This window comes from Mesorhizobium denitrificans (assembly GCF_003403035.1).
GTDB classification, from domain to species: domain Bacteria; phylum Pseudomonadota; class Alphaproteobacteria; order Rhizobiales; family Rhizobiaceae; genus Mesorhizobium_G; species Mesorhizobium_G denitrificans.
Map to the genome: position 1 here is coordinate 254184 of NZ_QURN01000005.1, position 16086 is coordinate 270269.

Below are 16086 nucleotides of genomic sequence, written 5' to 3' on the forward strand. Positions count from 1 at the left end.
CTACCTCAGCTTGAGGGTGGAGAGGCCGAGGAGCGCGAGAATGACGGCGATGATCCAGAAGCGGATCACGACCTGACTCTCCGTCCAGCCGAGTTTTTCGAAATGGTGATGAATCGGGGCCATCAGGAAGACCCGCTTGCCGGTCATCTTGAATACGCCGACCTGAATGATGACCGACAGCGCTTCCATGACGAACAGGCCTCCGACGATCGCAAGCACGATCTCGTGCTTGATCGCTACCGCGATGGTGCCAATGAGCCCGCCGAGCGCGAGCGAACCCGTGTCGCCCATGAAGATCGCGGCGGGCGGAGCGTTGAACCATAAAAAGCCGAGGCCCGCGCCAATGACCGAGCCAAGCACAACGGCGAGTTCGCCGGTGCCGGGAACGAAGTGAATTTGCAGATAATCAGCGAAGACCGCGTTACCCGAAAGATAAGCGATAACGCCGAAGGTTGCGGCGGCAATCATGATAGGCACGATGGCGAGGCCGTCCAGACCGTCGGTCAGGTTTACCGCATTGCCGGCCCCGACAATGACGAAACAGCCAAACGGAACGAAAAACCAGCCGAGATTCAGCAATACGTCTTTAAAGAACGGGAATGTCAGCGAGGTAGAAAATGGCGACTGACCGGCCCAGGTGATGATCGTTACAGCCACAGCCGCGATAATGAATTCGATGCCGAGGCGCTTCTTGCCCGAAAGACCGAGATGCGACTGTTTTGTGACCTTGAGATAGTCGTCATAGAAGCCGATTGCACCGAAACCGAGCGCCACCAGCAGCACCACCCAGACATAAATAGAGGACAGATTTGTCCAAAGCAGCGTCGAGACGATGATGCCGCTGAGTATCATCAGGCCACCCATTGTCGGGGTGCCCGCCTTCTTGAAATGGGTTTGGGGTCCGTCTGCACGGATTGGCTGGCCCTTGCCCTGCCTGACGCGCAGCGAATTGATAATCTGGGGTCCAAAAATGAAAACGATCAGCGCTGATGTGATCAGGGCTCCACCGGTGCGGAAAGTGATGTAGCGAAACACGTTGAAGAACGAGACATGTTCCGCAAAATTGACCAGAAATGTAAGCATCGGTCTGGCTTGTCCCCCGCCCCTGCTAAGACGCTTTTGCGTTTCCGGTGTCTGCCGGAAACTGTTTCAGCATTGCATCGACGATTTTGGAAAAGCCCGTCGATTTTGACGACTTAACCACGACCGCATCCCCCGGCCGCACTGCCGCCAAAACAAGCGGAAGCAATTCATCCGTCTTTGCGCGATACTCGAATTTGATACCTTGAGGCATCGCATCTGCGAGTGCGCGCATGGCTTCACCGCCCAGAAACACACGCTGCGCGCCTGCATCGACCAGCAATTCGCCAAGCTCGACATGAAGCTTTGGCGAATGATTGCCAAGCTCCAGCATATCGCCCAGCACGGCGATGCGCTTGCCACGCTCGGGTATTTCCATAGCCTTCAGAAGCGATAGCGCGGCCTGCATGGAAGCTGGATTGGCGTTGTAGCTTTCGTCGATGAGCGTAAACGCGCCCTTCGGGTGGCGCAGACGATGGCGCTTACCACGACCGGCCTCGGCTTTGAGATCGCCCAGCGCGAGAGCCACAGCAGGAAGTGCTGCGCCAACAAGGTGCGCACAGGCAAGAACGGCAAGCGCGTTTTGCACCATGTGACGACCTGCAGCGCCGACGCGCGCCAGAATTTCCTTGCCGCCAATCTTCGCGACAAACGTGGAATGATCAGAGTGCAGCTTTATATCAAGCAGCCGATAGGTTGCGCGGATATGCTCACCGAAAAAGGCGATGTTCTTCACGCCAGCCGCAGTGGCGTCTTTCTCCAGCGATTTCCAATGCGCATCGTCGCGATTGATAAGCGCAGTCCCGTTCGGAACCAGTCCCTCGAAAATCTCAGCCTTGGCCTTGGCAATTTCTGCAAGGTTCTTGAAATGGCCAAGATGCGCAGCTGCAATAAGCGTGACCAACGCAACATGCGGACGAACCATCTTGACCAGCGGACGGATTTCATCCGGGTGGTTCATACCGATTTCAAAGATCGCATATTGGCAATCGGCGGGCATACGCGCGAGGCTAAGCGGCACACCCCAATGATTGTTGAAAGACTTGTCCGAGGCGTGAACTTGCCCAACCGCTGACAAACAGTGGCGCAGCGCTTCCTTGGTGCTGGTTTTGCCCGCAGAACCAGTAACGGCGATTACCTTCGCCTTCGTGCGCGCCCGCGCCGCAACGCCGAGCTTTTCCAATGCAGCAAGCACATCCGGCACGACGATCATGGGAATGTTGAGTCGCCCAAGAGCAGGCAATTTGCCTTCTGAAACAATGAACAGCGCCGCACCCGCTGCGACGGCAGCTGTGATGAAATCATGGCCATCCATCGCATCGCCCTTGATCGCGAAGAACGCATCGCCCGGCGTCAGGCTGCGGCTGTCGATGGAAATACCGCCAACGCTTTCAGGCATTGTGCCGAACGGCCGGCCGCCAGTCGCTTCAATGATTTCGTCGGCGGTCCAGAGATGGTTCATGCAGACCATTCCTTAAGCGCTTTGCGCACTTCGTCATGATCCGAGAAGGGAAAAGTCTCAGCGCCGATGGTCTGGCCTTCTTCATGGCCTTTGCCCGCAACAATCAGCGTATCACCCGCCTTGAGCATCGACACGGCTTCGTGAATAGCCTCGCGACGATCGCCGATTTCAATGGCGCCGGGCGCTGCGGCCATGATTGCCGCGCGAATTTCTGCGGGAACCTCAGAGCGCGGATTATCGTCGGTAACGATGGTCACATCAGCAAGGCGCGTGGCGATTTCGCCCATAATTGGACGCTTGCCACGATCCCGATCGCCGCCGCAGCCGAAAACCACAATGATGCGACCAGTCGTGAAGGGGCGCACAGAACTCAGCACGTTTTCCAATGCATCCGGTTTATGCGCGTAATCGACGTAGGCGGGCGCCCCGGTTGGAGTTGTTCCGACGAGTTCAAGACGGCCAGAAGCGCCCTTTAATTTCTCCAAAGCTTTCATGGCCTTGGCGAAGGGAACGCCGGTTGAGATCGCCAGACCCACTGCGACGAGCGCGTTGTAAATCTGGAAGTCACCCGCCAATGGCAAATCGACTTCAAAAATCTCACCACCTGCAGCGATTTCCGCACGCTGACGATAGCGCTCGTGCTCGACGCGCTTCAGTTGCAGAAAATCGCCGTGGCGGCCAACTGTGCGAACATCAAGCCCAGCCGCAGTGGCAGCCTTGATAGCGGGGGTTGAATATGGATCGTCAGCGAAAATGACGGCGGGCGCGCTTTTCGGAAGCAGCGTATCGAAGAGCCGCATCTTGGCGTTCAGATAGTCCTCGACCGTAGGATGATAATCCATGTGGTCACGACCAAGATTGGTGAAACCGGCAGCGGCGAGGCGAACACCATCCAAGCGGCGCTGGTCGAGGCCGTGGCTCGAAGCTTCCATCGCGGCGTGGGTAACGCCGGATGTTGCAAGTTCTGACAGCAGTTTATGCAGCGCGACCGGATCGGGCGTTGTCAGCGAGCCGTAATCGTTACGGCCCGGCGCAACCACGCCGGTCGTACCAATGCTGGCGGCGGCGAGGCCATCATACTCCCAGATCTGTCGCGTGAACGAAGCGACCGAGGTTTTGCCGCTAGTGCCTGTAACTGCAACCATCGTAGCAGGCTGCGCTCCATAAAAGCGCGCCGCAACCAGTGCCAATGCGCGTCGGGGATCTTCTACACGGATGGCGGGAATGGTCAGCGGGCCGAGATCAGCGCCCAGACCGGCAACGATTGCTGCTGCGCCTTTGCGCGCCGCGTCGGCGGCATAGGCAGCACCATCGGCTTTGGAACCGGCAACCGCAAAAAAAAGCGCCCCCGGTGCAACGTGCCGAGAGTCTGAAGTAACGCCCGCAACGTCAAAAGCTCCCGAAAGGGAGTTTTCAGAAGGAAGGACATCGGCAAATTCAGAAAAGCGCATGAAATTCGTTCACTAGCTCAGGAAATTCTCGAATCATTCATATGATACAAGAGTAACAGGCTCCTCTTGTCTGAAATCAGGCTTAACGCCAAGCATTGACGCAGAACGACGAATAATATTGGCAACAATAGGTGCAGCGTTCGAGCCTGCCGTCGCGCCCATGCCTGGTTTTTCGGGTTCTGGCTCATCAATGATCGACAGAACCACATATTGCGGATCGTCCATCGGGAAGGCAGCAAGGAACGCATTGAAGCGCTTATTGCTGGAATAACGGCCGTTCACCACCTTTTCGGCCGTGCCGGTTTTACCACCGACGCGATAGCCTGGGACTTCGGCCTTTTTGCCCGAACCCTTCTCGGCGTTCAGACGATACAGGTAGCGCATGTCCTCGCTGGTTTTCTCGGTGACAACCTGCTTCGAGACAGCCATTGCCTCATCAAGCGTGCGCGGCAGGAAAGTCGGCGGCATCAACCTTCCGCCATTCATGAGCGCAACCGCACCGACTGCCGTTTGCAGCGGCGTGGTGGACATGCCGTGACCGAAAGCAATCGTGATCGAATGCACTTTTTTCCATACTTTCGGCTCGGTTGGCTTTGCGACTTCCGGCAGTTCGGTCTGCATACGATCCAGCAGGCCCATGCGCTTGAGAAATTCACGGTGGCCTTCAATGCCGACCACATCTGCTTCGCGCGCGGAACCAATGTTGGATGAATAAATAAAGACTTCCGGCACGCTGAGAATGCGGTTCTTGCCGTGGAAGTCGCGGATGGTGCGGCGCCCGATAACGATGGGACGCCGCGCGTCGAATGTACTGTTGAGATTGACCTTGCCGGAATCCAGCGCCATCGCGGTGGTGAAGCTCTTGATGGTCGAGCCCATCTCATAAAGGCCCGCGGACATGCGGTTCAGCTTGTCCTTGTCGTTTGCGCCCACAGGATTGTTCGGGTCGAAATCCGGCACAGAAGCCATCGCAACAATCTCTCCGGTCTTGGCATTGATGACCACAGCACCAGCGGCGATGGCGTGGAAACGCTGCATCGCTTGCAGTGCTTCATCACGCACGATGTGCTGCACGCGCAGATCAATGGAAAGCTTGACCGGCTTAAGGTCAGCGGGCGTTGCCAGGCCGCTTGCCTGCAAATCTGCAAGCCCTTGATCGTCAATGTATTTTTCAAGGCCGGAAATGCCTTGATTATCCCTGTTCGTCAGGCCGACAATATATGATGCAACCGGACCGGCAGGATAAAAGCGGCGGTTCTCGGTGCGGAAGCCGATGCCCGGAAGCCCAAGCTGCATAATGTCATTCTGCTGGCGTGGCGAAAGCTGGCGGCGCAACCAGATGAAACCCTTGCCGCTCTTGAGCTTCTTATAGGTTTCTTCCATCGCGAGATCGGGAAGGACGGTAGAGAGCTTTTCGATTGTTTCGTCCGCATCGATAATGCGGCGCGGTTCAGCAAAAAGCGAAAAGGTCTTGATGTCGGTCGCAAGTACTGAGCCGTTACGGTCAACGATATCAGGCCGGGACGCGGTGATGTGAGCGGCGGGACCACCATCGCCATTGGGATCTTGAAAGCCAAAATAAACGAGCCGACCTGCAATGACCGCGTAGAACAGGAAGAATGCGCCCATTGCCATGCGCGTGCGATTGCGCGACCTGCCGCCGGAAGGCTGGCGAGTTGCCTCAAAAACCATTTGGGAGGCCGTGGAGACCTTGCCGCTGGATAGCCTTTTCTTGAGCCAGCCGATCATTGCGAAACACTCCCGGTCGTCGTCTTGTCTTGTTCTGGCTTCGGCTCGCCAGCCAGCAGGTCTTCAACCTTCAACTCTTTCTCCGGGATAGCATCCAGCCCAACGATCCGGCGCGGATCGGAGGGTCCGAGGTTGAGCTGCGCCTGATAGCTCTCGACAAGTTTTTGCAGGCGCGCAGGCTGTGTCAGTAGCGACCAGTCGGCTTTGAGAATTGCAATTGTGTCTTCCTCGTAGCGGATGGAGCGCTCGATCTTGCGCACCTCGCGCAGACGGTTTTCGGCGTCATGCTTGGTCTTGTAGGTCAGCGCCGCCGCCGCAACCATCACCGCAATCAACACAGTGTCAGTGGTACGAAACAAGGGTCACAACTCCGCTGGATGCTGAAGCTCTGGAAGCTTCGGGAGATCGAAAAGTGCAAAATCGGCAGTGCGAGCCGGAGCATCTGTGCGCAGCGCGGCGCGCAGTTTCGCGGAACGGGCGCGGGGATTGGCATCGGTTTCGGCCTCGGAAGCGCTCACCGCGCCGCCAAGCTTCTGGAATGTTGCCGCTCGGCTGACCACTTGCGGCATGTGGCGGGAGCCGCCCTGCGTCTCGCTGCGATCTGCAATGAAACGCTTGGCGATGCGGTCTTCGAGCGAATGAAAGCTGACCACGACCAGCCGGCCGTTGGGTTTCAAAATGCGTTCGGCGGCGATCAACGCGCGAGCCAGTTCGCCTAGCTCATCGTTCACGTAAATGCGGAGTGCCTGGAAAACGCGCGTCGCCGGATGAATCTTGTCTTTCGGCCCACGCCCGATATCGGTCGCGATGGCATCGGCGAGATCCAAGGTGCGCTCGAATGGCCGCTTCTGCCTGCGGCCAACGATCATATGCGCGATGCGGCCCGCATGCTTTTCTTCGCCGAGGAAATTGAAGATGCGAGCAAGGTCACCAACCTTGTAGGTGTTGACGACATCAGCGGCACTGAGGCCCTGCCCCGACATGCGCATGTCGAGCGGTCCGTCATTGCGGAACGAAAAGCCGCGCACGGCCTCATCAAGTTGCATCGACGACACGCCAATATCAAGCACCACACCATCGACGGCTTCGACATGCTCATCCATCGTCGAGAATGGAGCCTCGACCAATTTCAATTGATCATTCGAAGTGGCAACAAGAGCCCGGCCCGCAGCAATCGCGGTTGGATCACGGTCGAAAGCCAACACGGACGCGCCCGCGCCAAGAATCGCGCGCGTATAGCCGCCGGCGCCGAAGGTGCCATCTACGATCACCTCACCCGCTGTCGGACGAAGCGCCTCAAGCACTTCGTTCAGAAGTACCGGAACATGCCGCTCGTTGGTATTATGCTGGCTCATGTGCGCAACATGCCTCCGCAGGGTGCGGCCAAACGGACGCACGCCACGCCTTCTCTCGGTGGTTCTGCCACCGGAATTTTCAACTCGACTGTGCGCATATGCACGGCAGGCCATCAGTCTTCGATAAAATCCGATTCAAATTTGATGGTAGCCAGCCGCAGGGAAACCCCTCCATCCAGCACCATCCCGCTTTATCGTCCATTAAGGCTAACGAAGGGTTATTAGAGCGCATTCGATGCAAATATTTGTTAAGTGATTGGTGTGGTTGTTTTGCCGCGAAAACGCGTTGAATCAAAACATCAACCAGATGAATCGCGATTCCAGCCAAGCCGCATAAGCGCTTGATTGGATTCGCATTTCAGGAGCAGGCGCCAGCTGGCCTGTAAGCCGGGTTTTGTATGGCCCCGCCCTCACGAGCAGAACGTGGCGGCCATTCATCTTGGGGGCACGTTGCCATGCACCTCACGCAACCAACCCGGACAGCGGGCTGAAACAAGCCCCAAGGGTTTCCCCTCTCGCTGTCCCTATTCGGTTTTGCTCCCGGTGGGGTTTGCCTTGCCACGACTGTTGCCAGCCGCGCGGTGGGCTCTTACCCCACCCTTTCACCCTTGCCATCACCCGAAGGCGATGGCGGTTTGCTTTCTGTGGCACTGTCCCTGGGGTCGCCCCCGCCGGACGTTATCCGGCACCGTGTTCCATGGAGCCCGGACTTTCCTCACATGCGGCCTTTCGGCGCTTGCACGTGCGGCCGCCCGGCCAGCTGGCAGGCCGTAATAAGGGGAGCCGCACCTGTTTTGCAAGATGCTTATATATTTAAATGCCTGCGATAAGCTTTGTAACTTTGGCGCAGTAGGCCGAAGATGTCGGGTTCATGCGCGTTGCCGCGTGGCCCGCATTGTATTTCAGTATGGTTCCGCAAGTGCTTCCGTCGCCCAATTCCTTTGCCATCGAAAGATATTTCATGCCAAAGCGGATGTTGGTTTCTGGATCGTGCAGACCCGCGACGGAACCACTATAACCGAGCATACGCGCCGTCGATGGCTTGATTTGCATCAGTCCTATTTCGCCAGCGCTGCCGACGATCCCAGGCCTGTAATTGCTTTCGACCTGAATGACGGCGTGTGCGAGCGAAAGCGGCACGCTGTACTGATTGGCATAGCGCGCGATGATCGAACTGTATGCGCTGGCATCAACGGCAGTGCGGGCAGCGACAACGCCTGCAATCCCGGCAGTCGTCATCTTATCAACCGATGCGGGCACACTGCGGCCCTTGCGAAGCGCTTTTCCTGACTTGCGCTCACGCGCCATGAGCGCAACTTGTGATTTCCTTTTTGATGACTTCGCTGCCGTCTTCTTCTCCGCCTTACCTGTCTGAGCTTTGGCGGTGCGGGTTTTCGCGCCTTCCTTGGAAGCCTTCTTTGAGGCGGGCTTATCGATGGCGCGAACGACGCCTCCAGCCCGGTCCTTTGGAAGCTCCTCGGCTTTCGCGGCAACAGAAATCATGCCGGCAGCAAGCGCTGCCGCTACAAACAACCGAATTGTCATTGTGACCTTTGCTTATTGGCTCGCCGCTCGGAGAGTGGATGTATGGCGGCGTTTTTCTGGGCCTCGCACCGCTTCAGACGAAGCGACACAGTGAATGTTCCGGCGTGTGGAGGCGAAATCAGACTCGAAAGTGACCGTATAGATCACACTTTGTTTCAACGCGTAATATTACGCGACTTCCCAGTTCATGCAATTGGGTAGCGAACGAACGAGTTTCAAAAGGGTGGCTCCGGTGGAGCGGTCGGCTATCCCGTCTACCAAAGCGGGCCGAAAATGGCGCTGAAAAGCGGACACGACTGTTTCGGTCTGCCGATCATATTCCATGCTGATTTCGATGGCGTACCCATACATCGCAAGCATAGATTGCAGAGTTTGCACGCGAATTCCGCGATCTCCGTACTTTAGCACGGAGCCGGGACGCAGCGGTTCCGGCTCGACAAACTGGCCAAGACCATGCTGCGCCAAGCGCCGCCAATCAAACTTTTCGCCGGGGTCCACCTTGCGCCCCGGCGCGACATCCGAATGCGCAAGAACGCGCTCCGGGCGAATGTCGTGCCGCGCCGCAATGCCGCAGCATAAATCAACAACACTGGCCATTTGCGGCTCAGGAAAATCGACATATCCAAAGGCATGGCCCGGATTTACGATTTCGATTCCGACTGAGTAGGAGTTGATATCGGTCACTCCGCGCCAGAAGCTTTTTCCCGCATGCCACGCGCGGTCAGATTCACGAACCATCTGAACCACGCGGCCATCTTCATGCACGAGATAATGCGACGAAACCTCGCTAGCCGGATTGCAGAGCCATTCCTCGGCTCCCTGCCCGGTTTCCATACCGGTGTAGTGAAGGATGATCATGTCGGGCTGCTGGCCGTTGGCGCGCAAACCGAAATTCGGCGAAACGCGCACTTCAGCACCCTGATGGTCTGCTACAAAACCGCTCATGCTGCCCTGCGCTCCCGCTCAATGAACTCGAAAGCGGCATTAATGGCGGAGAGCCGTCGCGTCGCGATGGCTATGAACTCTTCCGGCATACCACGCCCTATCAGGCGGTCCGGGTGGTTTTCGGCGACAAGTTTGCGGTAGACCGTGCGGATTTCATCAAAGGATTTGTTGCGCGCGACGCCGAGCACGACATAGGGATCTGCCTCACCCAGATCGAGATGTCGCGCAACGATGCTGTGGTAGTGATCTTCGCTGATCTGGAATATTTCCGCGATGCGGTGGAGAAAAAGGTGTTCGCGCTCGTGCAGCACGCCATCTGCTTTGGCGATATGGAACAGGCCGTCGAGAATATCTTCAAGGATCGCACAGTTGGAGTCGCCCGAACCGCATAACCGCACAACTTGAGCGGCATACGCCTCGAATCCAGCAGTATCGGTCTGCGCAAGTTCATAAAGGCGCGCGACGTTGCGCAGTTCGTGATCGGGCGCGGAAAATATCTCGTGGAAAGCGCGAATCTCGTCCTGCGTAACGACGCCGTCCGCTTTTGCCATCTTTGCCGAAAGCGCAATCATCGCGACAGAAAAGGCAACCTTGCGGCGCAGTTCAGGATCACCGCCAAATGCAGTTTTCACTGCGGCAACGACGGACGACGCGCCCGTTATCACTGCCGTTGATATGCGCGAGGCGAACTCGCCGAGTCTCTGCCAAATCGACATGGTGGCCTTCATAGAACCAACCGCTAATACGTCAACGTAAAATCAACCATAGGGCATTCATATACAGACAAACCGCATCGTGACTTTACGGCGCGTTGACTGCATAATAGGGCAACAAGGTTTTCGGGGACGGGATGCCACTCAATTCGGCGTGGAAGATCGGCGTTATTCTTGGCGTGGCCGCGCTTGGTGGCTGCTCGACCGTTGACGACATGATGCCAGACGGCGCGTATAACGCCGTCGCGACCAAACAAGTCACTGGCAGCATCGCAAAAACCTTCCCACGCTTTGGCGACAACGACCCGCATGATTGGCAGGCGCAGAAGCCTTGGGAATATGCGGTTCACGGAACTGACGTTTCCAAATATCAGACGAATATCGACTGGGAAGCAGCACGCTCGAACGGCATTTCCTTCGCTTTCATCAAGGCGACCGAGGGCGGCGACCGCGTAGACGACAAGTTCCGCGAACATTGGACAAATGCGCGTGCAGCCGGCGTGCCTCGCGGCGCGTACCATTTCTACTATTTCTGCCGTCCGGCGTCCGAGCAGGCCGCCTGGTACATCCGCAATGTGCCGCGCGAAAAAGGCGCAATGCCGCCAGTGCTGGACATGGAGTGGAACCCCGATTCTCCGACCTGCAAGCTGCGTCCGTCTGCGGCCACAGTGCGCAGCGAGATGAAGATTTTCCTCGAAACGGTCGAGCGCTACTACGGCAAGAAGCCGATTATCTACACGTCCATCGACTTCTTCGACGATAACAATCTCGCGACCTTTGCGGGCTATCGCTACTGGTTGCGATCAGTGGCGGGTCATCCAACCGAGAAATATGGAAGCCACCCCTTCTCTTTCTGGCAATATACCGGAACAGGGGTCATTCCGGGCATTCGCGGCAACGCCGATATCAACGTTTTCAACGGCACGCACCGCGAATGGCGGCAATGGATCGCACAAAACACGCATTGACCGAAAATTAACGGTCATGTACCGGGCGGGCTTGCATGGTAGCCATGCATCTGCTGGATCACATTTTTGACGGAAGTGCTGGGCAACAGCCGCGCCATGCGTTGCAGATTCCGAATTGCGATAACCCGCCGCGCGGGTGCCCTTGTTGTTGGCGTTCTCGCCGCGACTTCCCCCGCGCTCGCGCAGCAATGCGGCGGTGATTTCGCGGCGTGGAAGGCCGCAATGCACGCCGAGGCGCAGCAGGCAGGCGTCGGCGAAACGGGCCTGACCGCACTGGACAATGCGCGCATCGACCCCGAGGTGCTGAAGCGTGACCGCGCGCAGGGTGTTTTTTCGCAGAATTTTCTTCAGTTCTCGGACCGCATGATTTCCGCGTACCGGCTGAAGCAAGGGGCGGCGAATCTCAAGAAATATGCGGATATTTTTGCGCGCGCCGAGCAGGAGTTCGGTGTGCCGGGTCCGGTCGTGGCCGCATTCTGGGCGCTGGAAACAGATTTCGGCGCCGTGCAGGGCAATTTCGGCACACTGAATGCACTGGTCACGCTGGCGCATGATTGCCGCCGCCCGGACCTGTTCCGCCAGCAGATCGTGCCGCTTCTCAAGCTGTTCGACGACGGTACACTTCCAGTCGATGTGAAGGGCGCGTGGGCCGGCGAAGTTGGACAAACGCAAATCTTGCCATCGGATTATCTGCTGCGTGGCATCGATGGCGATGGCGACGGCATGGTGGACCTGCGCAACGATCCCGCAGACGTGATCATGACTACCGCGAACAAGATCCTGTCGCGCGGCTGGAAACGCGGCGAACCTTGGATTCAGGAAGTGCGCGTGCCCGACAGTCTGCCGTGGGACCAGACGGGCCGCGAGAACAGGCTGCCGCTATCGCAGTGGATCGCGTGGGGCGTGACGGATCACCAAGGCAAACCGCTGACTGATAACGGGTTAAAAGCGGGCTTGTCGTTGCCGATGGGCCATCGTGGTCCGGCCTTCCTCGTCTACGACAATTATGATGTCTATCTGCAATGGAACCAATCCGGCACATATACGCTAACGGCCGCGAATCTGGCGGCACAGCTTGCAGGCGCACCGCCGTTTGAGAGACGCCAGCCGGTGGATGCGCTGACATTCGATCAAATGAAAGCCCTGCAGACCAAGCTGGAAGCACGCGGCTATGACGTCGGATCCGTGGATGGTGTACTCGGCACCAACACGCGCGAAGCGGTTCGGCAGGAACAAATGCGTCTTGGGCTGATCGTGGACGGCTGGCCGACACAGCAATTGCTCGGCAGTTTGTAGATCAAATAAGACACTCGCCGACTTCGCGCTGCCCCCTCGCCATTCCAGAGGATCAATATTGCTCTTTTATTTTAGCAATTGATGGAATATGACTTCGGCGGAACCGGTCGTCCGGCCGGTTCCGGGGCCTTAGAAACCCCATAACAGGCGGTCGATGTCGATCGAAAGCGGCATCTCCTCGTGTCTTATGGCCGATCTCTAGTCGCGCGGCTGTCAATTTTCTTTTTGTCTAGGCTAAGCCGTTGATTTTGTGATGGCGTGCCTTTTCAAGGCTGGGTGAGAACGCAATATCATTGCGCCGCCGGTTTGCTCCAGCGCGCCAGAAGCTGGTTTTGCTGACCAGAACCCGGCGGGTTGCCGGGTCGCCCCGACGAGAGATGGTGCCCATGAAGTTTGTTTCCCCGGATTGGAACTGACGTGGTGTCAGCCGCTGCCGGCTTCCAGGCCAATCCGCAGCGTCTTGCCTGCCGCAACGCGATTGCTCAACCAGCCACCAATGTCCTGCGGCCGCGAATTGCATTTGCCTTCACACTGTTTCGTGCCCGCAACGTCGATCACGCAAACCGAGGTCATCTTCCGCGAGACGTCGAGACCCACATAGTAATCATATGATCCGCTCATGCTGCTCTCTCCAGTTAAGAGGAATGATATCAGCGATGATACGTCTGGTGCCCAAGCTCGGCGAACAGCGCGGCTAAACCATGGGAGGCTGCAGCCATGCCCAGAGCTTCGGCTTAAAAGCCGCAGCAATACAGCCTCTCGGTGACCGCTTAGGTCGCGCTATTGAAGCTTGTGGCCGGGCATGACACCTCGATCCACAACCGCCATCAATTCACTGCAGTCATTCTCGGGCTTGGCCCGAGGATGACGGAAGAATGTGAGGATAAAACTGCGCGGCTCTGATATGGCTCTGGACATTTATGGGGCTTTTCGTCCGCTTGCGGACCATTCGTCACCCCATTCGTCACCCCTCTGGCAAATCCATCGCACCGGCCATCGTTTCTAGACTGGCGAAGCCTTCAGGCGTGTCACCCTCATCAAATGGCGTGGTGACCTCAACAAAGGTGTCGGGATAAAAGCCGTTGAACCGCGTGCGCAGCGATAGCGAGTAGGCCCCAATGTGACCGATTTCGATCCAGTCGCCGGTGTGGACGGTCTCGGGCAGCCAGAACGGGCGCGAGAGAATGTCAACCGAATCACAGGTCGCGCCACAAACACGAAACGGCACGATCTTGTCCGCTTCCCCTGCCCGGCTCTTTATCGCCGGATCGGGAATATAGCGTGCGGGCAGCGTAATCTTGCCGGTCCAACTATCGGACAGCGACGCCCAGATGCCGTCATTTATGTAGAGCCTGCGGCCTTTTCTCAGCAGCACCCGCACGATGAGCGAGAACGCGCGCGCAACGATGACGCGGCCCGGCTCGGCAACAAGGGGAACTTCGTCGAAACCATACTCTTTCAGATCGCCGCGCACGCGCGACATCAATTGTCCGAGCGCGGGCATTGGCGGTTTTTTGCTGTTGGGATCAAGGCCATATTCAGCAGGAAACCCGCCACCCACATCCAGGCCAGCAATGTCAAAGCTCAGTCGGTTGCGCACCCAATCGGCGGAAGCAAGCGCACGCTCGTAGGTGTCGGGGTCCTCGATCTGGCTCCCGACATGAAAACAAAGCCCAACGCGGTAGCCGATTTTGTTGAGCCTTTCGCCGATCTCGACCGCGTGGGCCGGGCCTGCACCGAACTTTTTGGAAAGCTCATACGCCGCGTGGCCCTTGGTCTGAATGCGGACAAAAACCGTGATTGATCCCGGATCGATGTCGAGTGCGCGCACGACGCGGGTAAGTTTCGCAACCTCATCCTCATGATCGACCGCCAAAACGCGAATGCCGTAGCTTTCCAGCGCCAGCCGAATATCGGACTGCGCCTTGACGGGATGCATGTAGATCATCTCTGCACCACGCGAGACGGCACGAACAGCCTCGAACTCGCCCGGCGAGGCAACGTCGAACATAGTGACGCCCGCCTCCGCCAGCGTTCGCAAAACCAGTTCCTCGCCATTGGTCTTGACCGCATAAGCGGTGCGCCCCGGAAACATTTCCATAAAGCGGCGAGCATCCGCCTTCAGCACATCTGGCCGGAAACAATAAACCGGCGCATCTGGGCGCAATGTCCGGGCCGCCTCACGGGCGCTTTCGAATCGCTGCATCGACCACCTCGATTTTTGCCGGACCCTATTGGGTTTTCGAGATTGAAGAAACCACCGAACAAGCGCTCTGGTAAGTGTGAATCGGGTGGCGCGAGCCAGATGCGCGAGCTAGGACCACGTAAACAAGACCAAAGGCAAATTTAGATGACCGCAATCGCGCAATCCGCACCCCGGCCAATGTCCGCTCGCGACTGGGCGCTTCTATTGGTTCTCGGCGCGATCTGGGGCGGCTCTTTCTTTTTCGCGCGCGTTGCCGTGCAGGAAATTCCACCACTGGTTCTGGTGCTGCTCCGCGTCGCCATCGCAGCTATTGCATTACAGATCTATCTGTCTGCAACGGGAATATCATTCAAGCCCGTTCTAGAACGGATCGGGCCATTTTTCGCACTGGCCTTGCTGAACAATGTAATCCCTTTCTCGCTGATCTTTGCTGGACAAACGCAAATGGGCGCCGGATTGGCGTCGGTTCTAAACGCAACCACGCCCATGTGGACGCTGATCATCGCCAGCATGCTGACCGCCGACGAAAAGCTGACAGTAAATAAATCCATCGGGATTGTGCTCGGAATAGCAGGCACTGCCGTGATGATAGGGCCGGGTGCCATTGCGGGCCTCGGCGGTCCTGTATGGGCGAAACTCGCGCTTGTTGGTGCAGCACTTTCCTACGCATTCGCGCTTGTGCTTGCGCGCAAGAAATTTGTCGGCGTCCCCGCGCCTGTCGTGGCTTCAGGGCAGCTAAGCGCCGCAACTATAATCATGATTCCCGTTGTAGCCACACTCTACAGCCCTACGATTGTGATGACCGCAAGCAGCCACGTGTGGGCCGCGATTTTAGCGCTAGCGCTGGTTTCAACCGCCTTCGCCTATATTCTTTACTTCCGGATATTGGCATCAGCGGGCGCAACAAATGCCTCGCTGGTGACGCTGATCGTGCCTGTGAGCGCGATATTGCTCGGCGTAATTTTTCTGGGCGAAGCGCTGGAAACATTCGAAATGATGGGCATGGTTTTGATCGGGTTGGGCCTCATCACGATCGATGGACGGGTTTTCAGGCGTATTTGACCAATCGATCAAAACTTTTTTCACAAAATGTTTCGCGGTGTTATCTTCTTGGAACTGTTTGGAAAACCGGCGACATTGAGGCGTTTTTTTCACAATCGTGTCGCAATGCAGCATAGTTTGCGCTTGCTCGAAGCCGAAACTCACCTAGATTCCACGATATAGCTCTTTAGTTGAAGGAGGCTATGCATGGGACTGACAAGGCCAATTAACGCCCTAATGTTTTGTGCTGCTTTTGCATTTGTGGGCGCCCTCAT

Annotated in this window: 15 protein-coding genes and 1 other RNA gene; 3 read left to right on the top strand and 13 right to left on the bottom strand. The window is 57.3% G+C overall.

The window, feature by feature from the left end; genetic code table 11:
- From mraY to DY251_RS08150, 10 genes are all read right to left on the bottom strand, one after another.
- Entirely contained in the window at positions 1 to 1083 is a 1083-nt protein-coding gene (gene mraY, locus DY251_RS08105) for a phospho-N-acetylmuramoyl-pentapeptide-transferase (RefSeq protein ID WP_116623366.1), read from the bottom strand.
- Positions 1084 to 1108: 25 nt separating this feature from the next.
- A complete protein-coding gene (locus tag DY251_RS08110; RefSeq protein ID WP_116623367.1) occupies positions 1109 to 2542 on the bottom strand; it encodes a UDP-N-acetylmuramoylalanyl-D-glutamyl-2,6-diaminopimelate--D-alanyl-D-alanine ligase in 1434 nt (477 codons plus the stop codon).
- Positions 2539 to 3993, bottom strand: coding sequence for a UDP-N-acetylmuramoyl-L-alanyl-D-glutamate--2,6-diaminopimelate ligase (locus DY251_RS08115; RefSeq protein WP_116623368.1), 1455 nt, complete (start codon positions 3991 to 3993; stop codon positions 2539 to 2541). The genes DY251_RS08110 and DY251_RS08115 overlap by 4 nt, the downstream gene beginning before the upstream one ends.
- Positions 3994 to 4026: 33 nt before the next feature.
- Positions 4027 to 5742 (bottom strand): peptidoglycan D,D-transpeptidase FtsI family protein, encoded by a 1716-nt coding sequence (locus DY251_RS08120; protein WP_116623369.1) that lies wholly within the window; start codon positions 5740 to 5742, stop codon positions 4027 to 4029.
- The gene (gene ftsL, locus DY251_RS08125) at positions 5739 to 6101 is read right to left on the bottom strand and encodes a cell division protein FtsL (RefSeq protein ID WP_116623370.1); all 363 of its coding nucleotides are present in this window, start codon (positions 6099 to 6101) and stop codon (positions 5739 to 5741) included. The genes DY251_RS08120 and ftsL overlap by 4 nt, the downstream gene beginning before the upstream one ends.
- A 3-nt stretch (positions 6102 to 6104) precedes the next feature.
- Positions 6105 to 7097 (bottom strand): 16S rRNA (cytosine(1402)-N(4))-methyltransferase RsmH, encoded by a 993-nt coding sequence (gene rsmH / locus DY251_RS08130; RefSeq protein ID WP_116623467.1) that lies wholly within the window; start codon positions 7095 to 7097, stop codon positions 6105 to 6107.
- A gap of 367 nt (positions 7098 to 7464) precedes the next feature.
- An RNA gene (rnpB, locus tag DY251_RS08135) (RNase P RNA component class A) lies at positions 7465 to 7861 on the bottom strand.
- Between the two features lie 49 nt (positions 7862 to 7910).
- Positions 7911 to 8642: a lytic transglycosylase domain-containing protein gene (locus DY251_RS08140; RefSeq protein WP_116623371.1), complete on the bottom strand. Its 732-nt coding sequence runs from the start codon at positions 8640 to 8642 to the stop codon at positions 7911 to 7913.
- Between the two features lie 168 nt (positions 8643 to 8810).
- Positions 8811 to 9587 carry an N-acetylmuramoyl-L-alanine amidase gene (locus DY251_RS08145; protein ID WP_116623372.1) on the bottom strand — a complete coding sequence of 259 codons (777 nt, stop codon included), beginning with the start codon at positions 9585 to 9587 and terminating at the stop codon, positions 8811 to 8813.
- Entirely contained in the window at positions 9584 to 10303 is a 720-nt protein-coding gene (locus DY251_RS08150) for a J domain-containing protein (protein WP_116623468.1), read from the bottom strand. The genes DY251_RS08145 and DY251_RS08150 overlap by 4 nt, the downstream gene beginning before the upstream one ends.
- 134 nt (positions 10304 to 10437) lie before the next feature.
- On the opposite strand from DY251_RS08150, the gene DY251_RS08155 reads away from it, so the two are divergent.
- Together DY251_RS08155 and DY251_RS08160 are read left to right on the top strand one after the other, a co-directional pair.
- Complete coding sequence (locus DY251_RS08155) at positions 10438 to 11268, top strand: glycoside hydrolase family 25 protein (protein WP_116623373.1); 831 nt, start codon at positions 10438 to 10440, stop codon at positions 11266 to 11268.
- A gap of 96 nt (positions 11269 to 11364) precedes the next feature.
- Positions 11365 to 12564, top strand: coding sequence for a lytic murein transglycosylase (locus DY251_RS08160; RefSeq protein ID WP_116623469.1), 1200 nt, complete (start codon positions 11365 to 11367; stop codon positions 12562 to 12564).
- A 229-nt stretch (positions 12565 to 12793) separates the two neighbouring features.
- Here the strand turns inward: DY251_RS08160 and DY251_RS21945 are convergent, their stop codons facing one another.
- From DY251_RS21945 to DY251_RS08175, 3 genes are all read right to left on the bottom strand, one after another.
- Positions 12794 to 12952, bottom strand: a complete 159-nt coding sequence (locus DY251_RS21945) for a hypothetical protein (RefSeq protein WP_425373284.1) — start codon at positions 12950 to 12952, stop codon at positions 12794 to 12796.
- Positions 12953 to 12987: 35 nt separating this feature from the next.
- A complete protein-coding gene (locus tag DY251_RS08170; protein ID WP_199498806.1) occupies positions 12988 to 13185 on the bottom strand; it encodes a hypothetical protein in 198 nt (65 codons plus the stop codon).
- A gap of 343 nt (positions 13186 to 13528) precedes the next feature.
- Positions 13529 to 14770, bottom strand: a complete 1242-nt coding sequence (locus tag DY251_RS08175) for an alanine racemase (protein ID WP_116623375.1) — start codon at positions 14768 to 14770, stop codon at positions 13529 to 13531.
- 144 nt (positions 14771 to 14914) lie between these two features.
- Between DY251_RS08175 and DY251_RS08180 the strand changes: the two genes are divergently transcribed.
- On the top strand, positions 14915 to 15832 hold the full coding sequence (locus tag DY251_RS08180; RefSeq protein WP_116623376.1) for a DMT family transporter: 918 nt from the start codon (positions 14915 to 14917) through the stop codon (positions 15830 to 15832).
- Positions 15833 to 16086: the final 254 nt, after the last annotated feature.

What these genes read in the sequence shown, in the direction of transcription:
- mraY (WP_116623366.1), bottom strand. Translation starts at nt 1,083, where the DNA reads ATGCTTACATTTCTGGTCAATTTTGCGGAACATGTCTCGTTCTTCAAC.
- DY251_RS08110 (WP_116623367.1), bottom strand. Translation starts at nt 2,542, where the DNA reads ATGAACCATCTCTGGACCGCCGACGAAATCATTGAAGCGACTGGCGGC.
- DY251_RS08115 (WP_116623368.1), bottom strand. Translation starts at nt 3,993, where the DNA reads ATGCGCTTTTCTGAATTTGCCGATGTCCTTCCTTCTGAAAACTCCCTT.
- DY251_RS08120 (WP_116623369.1), bottom strand. Translation starts at nt 5,742, where the DNA reads ATGATCGGCTGGCTCAAGAAAAGGCTATCCAGCGGCAAGGTCTCCACG.
- rsmH (WP_116623467.1), bottom strand. Translation starts at nt 7,097, where the DNA reads ATGAGCCAGCATAATACCAACGAGCGGCATGTTCCGGTACTTCTGAAC.
- DY251_RS08140 (WP_116623371.1), bottom strand. Translation starts at nt 8,642, where the DNA reads ATGACAATTCGGTTGTTTGTAGCGGCAGCGCTTGCTGCCGGCATGATT.
- DY251_RS08145 (WP_116623372.1), bottom strand. Translation starts at nt 9,587, where the DNA reads ATGAGCGGTTTTGTAGCAGACCATCAGGGTGCTGAAGTGCGCGTTTCG.
- DY251_RS08150 (WP_116623468.1), bottom strand. Translation starts at nt 10,303, where the DNA reads ATGTCGATTTGGCAGAGACTCGGCGAGTTCGCCTCGCGCATATCAACG.
- DY251_RS08155 (WP_116623373.1), top strand. Translation starts at nt 10,438, where the DNA reads ATGCCACTCAATTCGGCGTGGAAGATCGGCGTTATTCTTGGCGTGGCC.
- DY251_RS08160 (WP_116623469.1), top strand. Translation starts at nt 11,365, where the DNA reads ATGCGTTGCAGATTCCGAATTGCGATAACCCGCCGCGCGGGTGCCCTT.
- DY251_RS21945 (WP_425373284.1), bottom strand. Translation starts at nt 12,952, where the DNA reads ATGGGCACCATCTCTCGTCGGGGCGACCCGGCAACCCGCCGGGTTCTG.
- DY251_RS08170 (WP_199498806.1), bottom strand. Translation starts at nt 13,185, where the DNA reads ATGAGCGGATCATATGATTACTATGTGGGTCTCGACGTCTCGCGGAAG.
- DY251_RS08175 (WP_116623375.1), bottom strand. Translation starts at nt 14,770, where the DNA reads ATGCAGCGATTCGAAAGCGCCCGTGAGGCGGCCCGGACATTGCGCCCA.
- DY251_RS08180 (WP_116623376.1), top strand. Translation starts at nt 14,915, where the DNA reads ATGACCGCAATCGCGCAATCCGCACCCCGGCCAATGTCCGCTCGCGAC.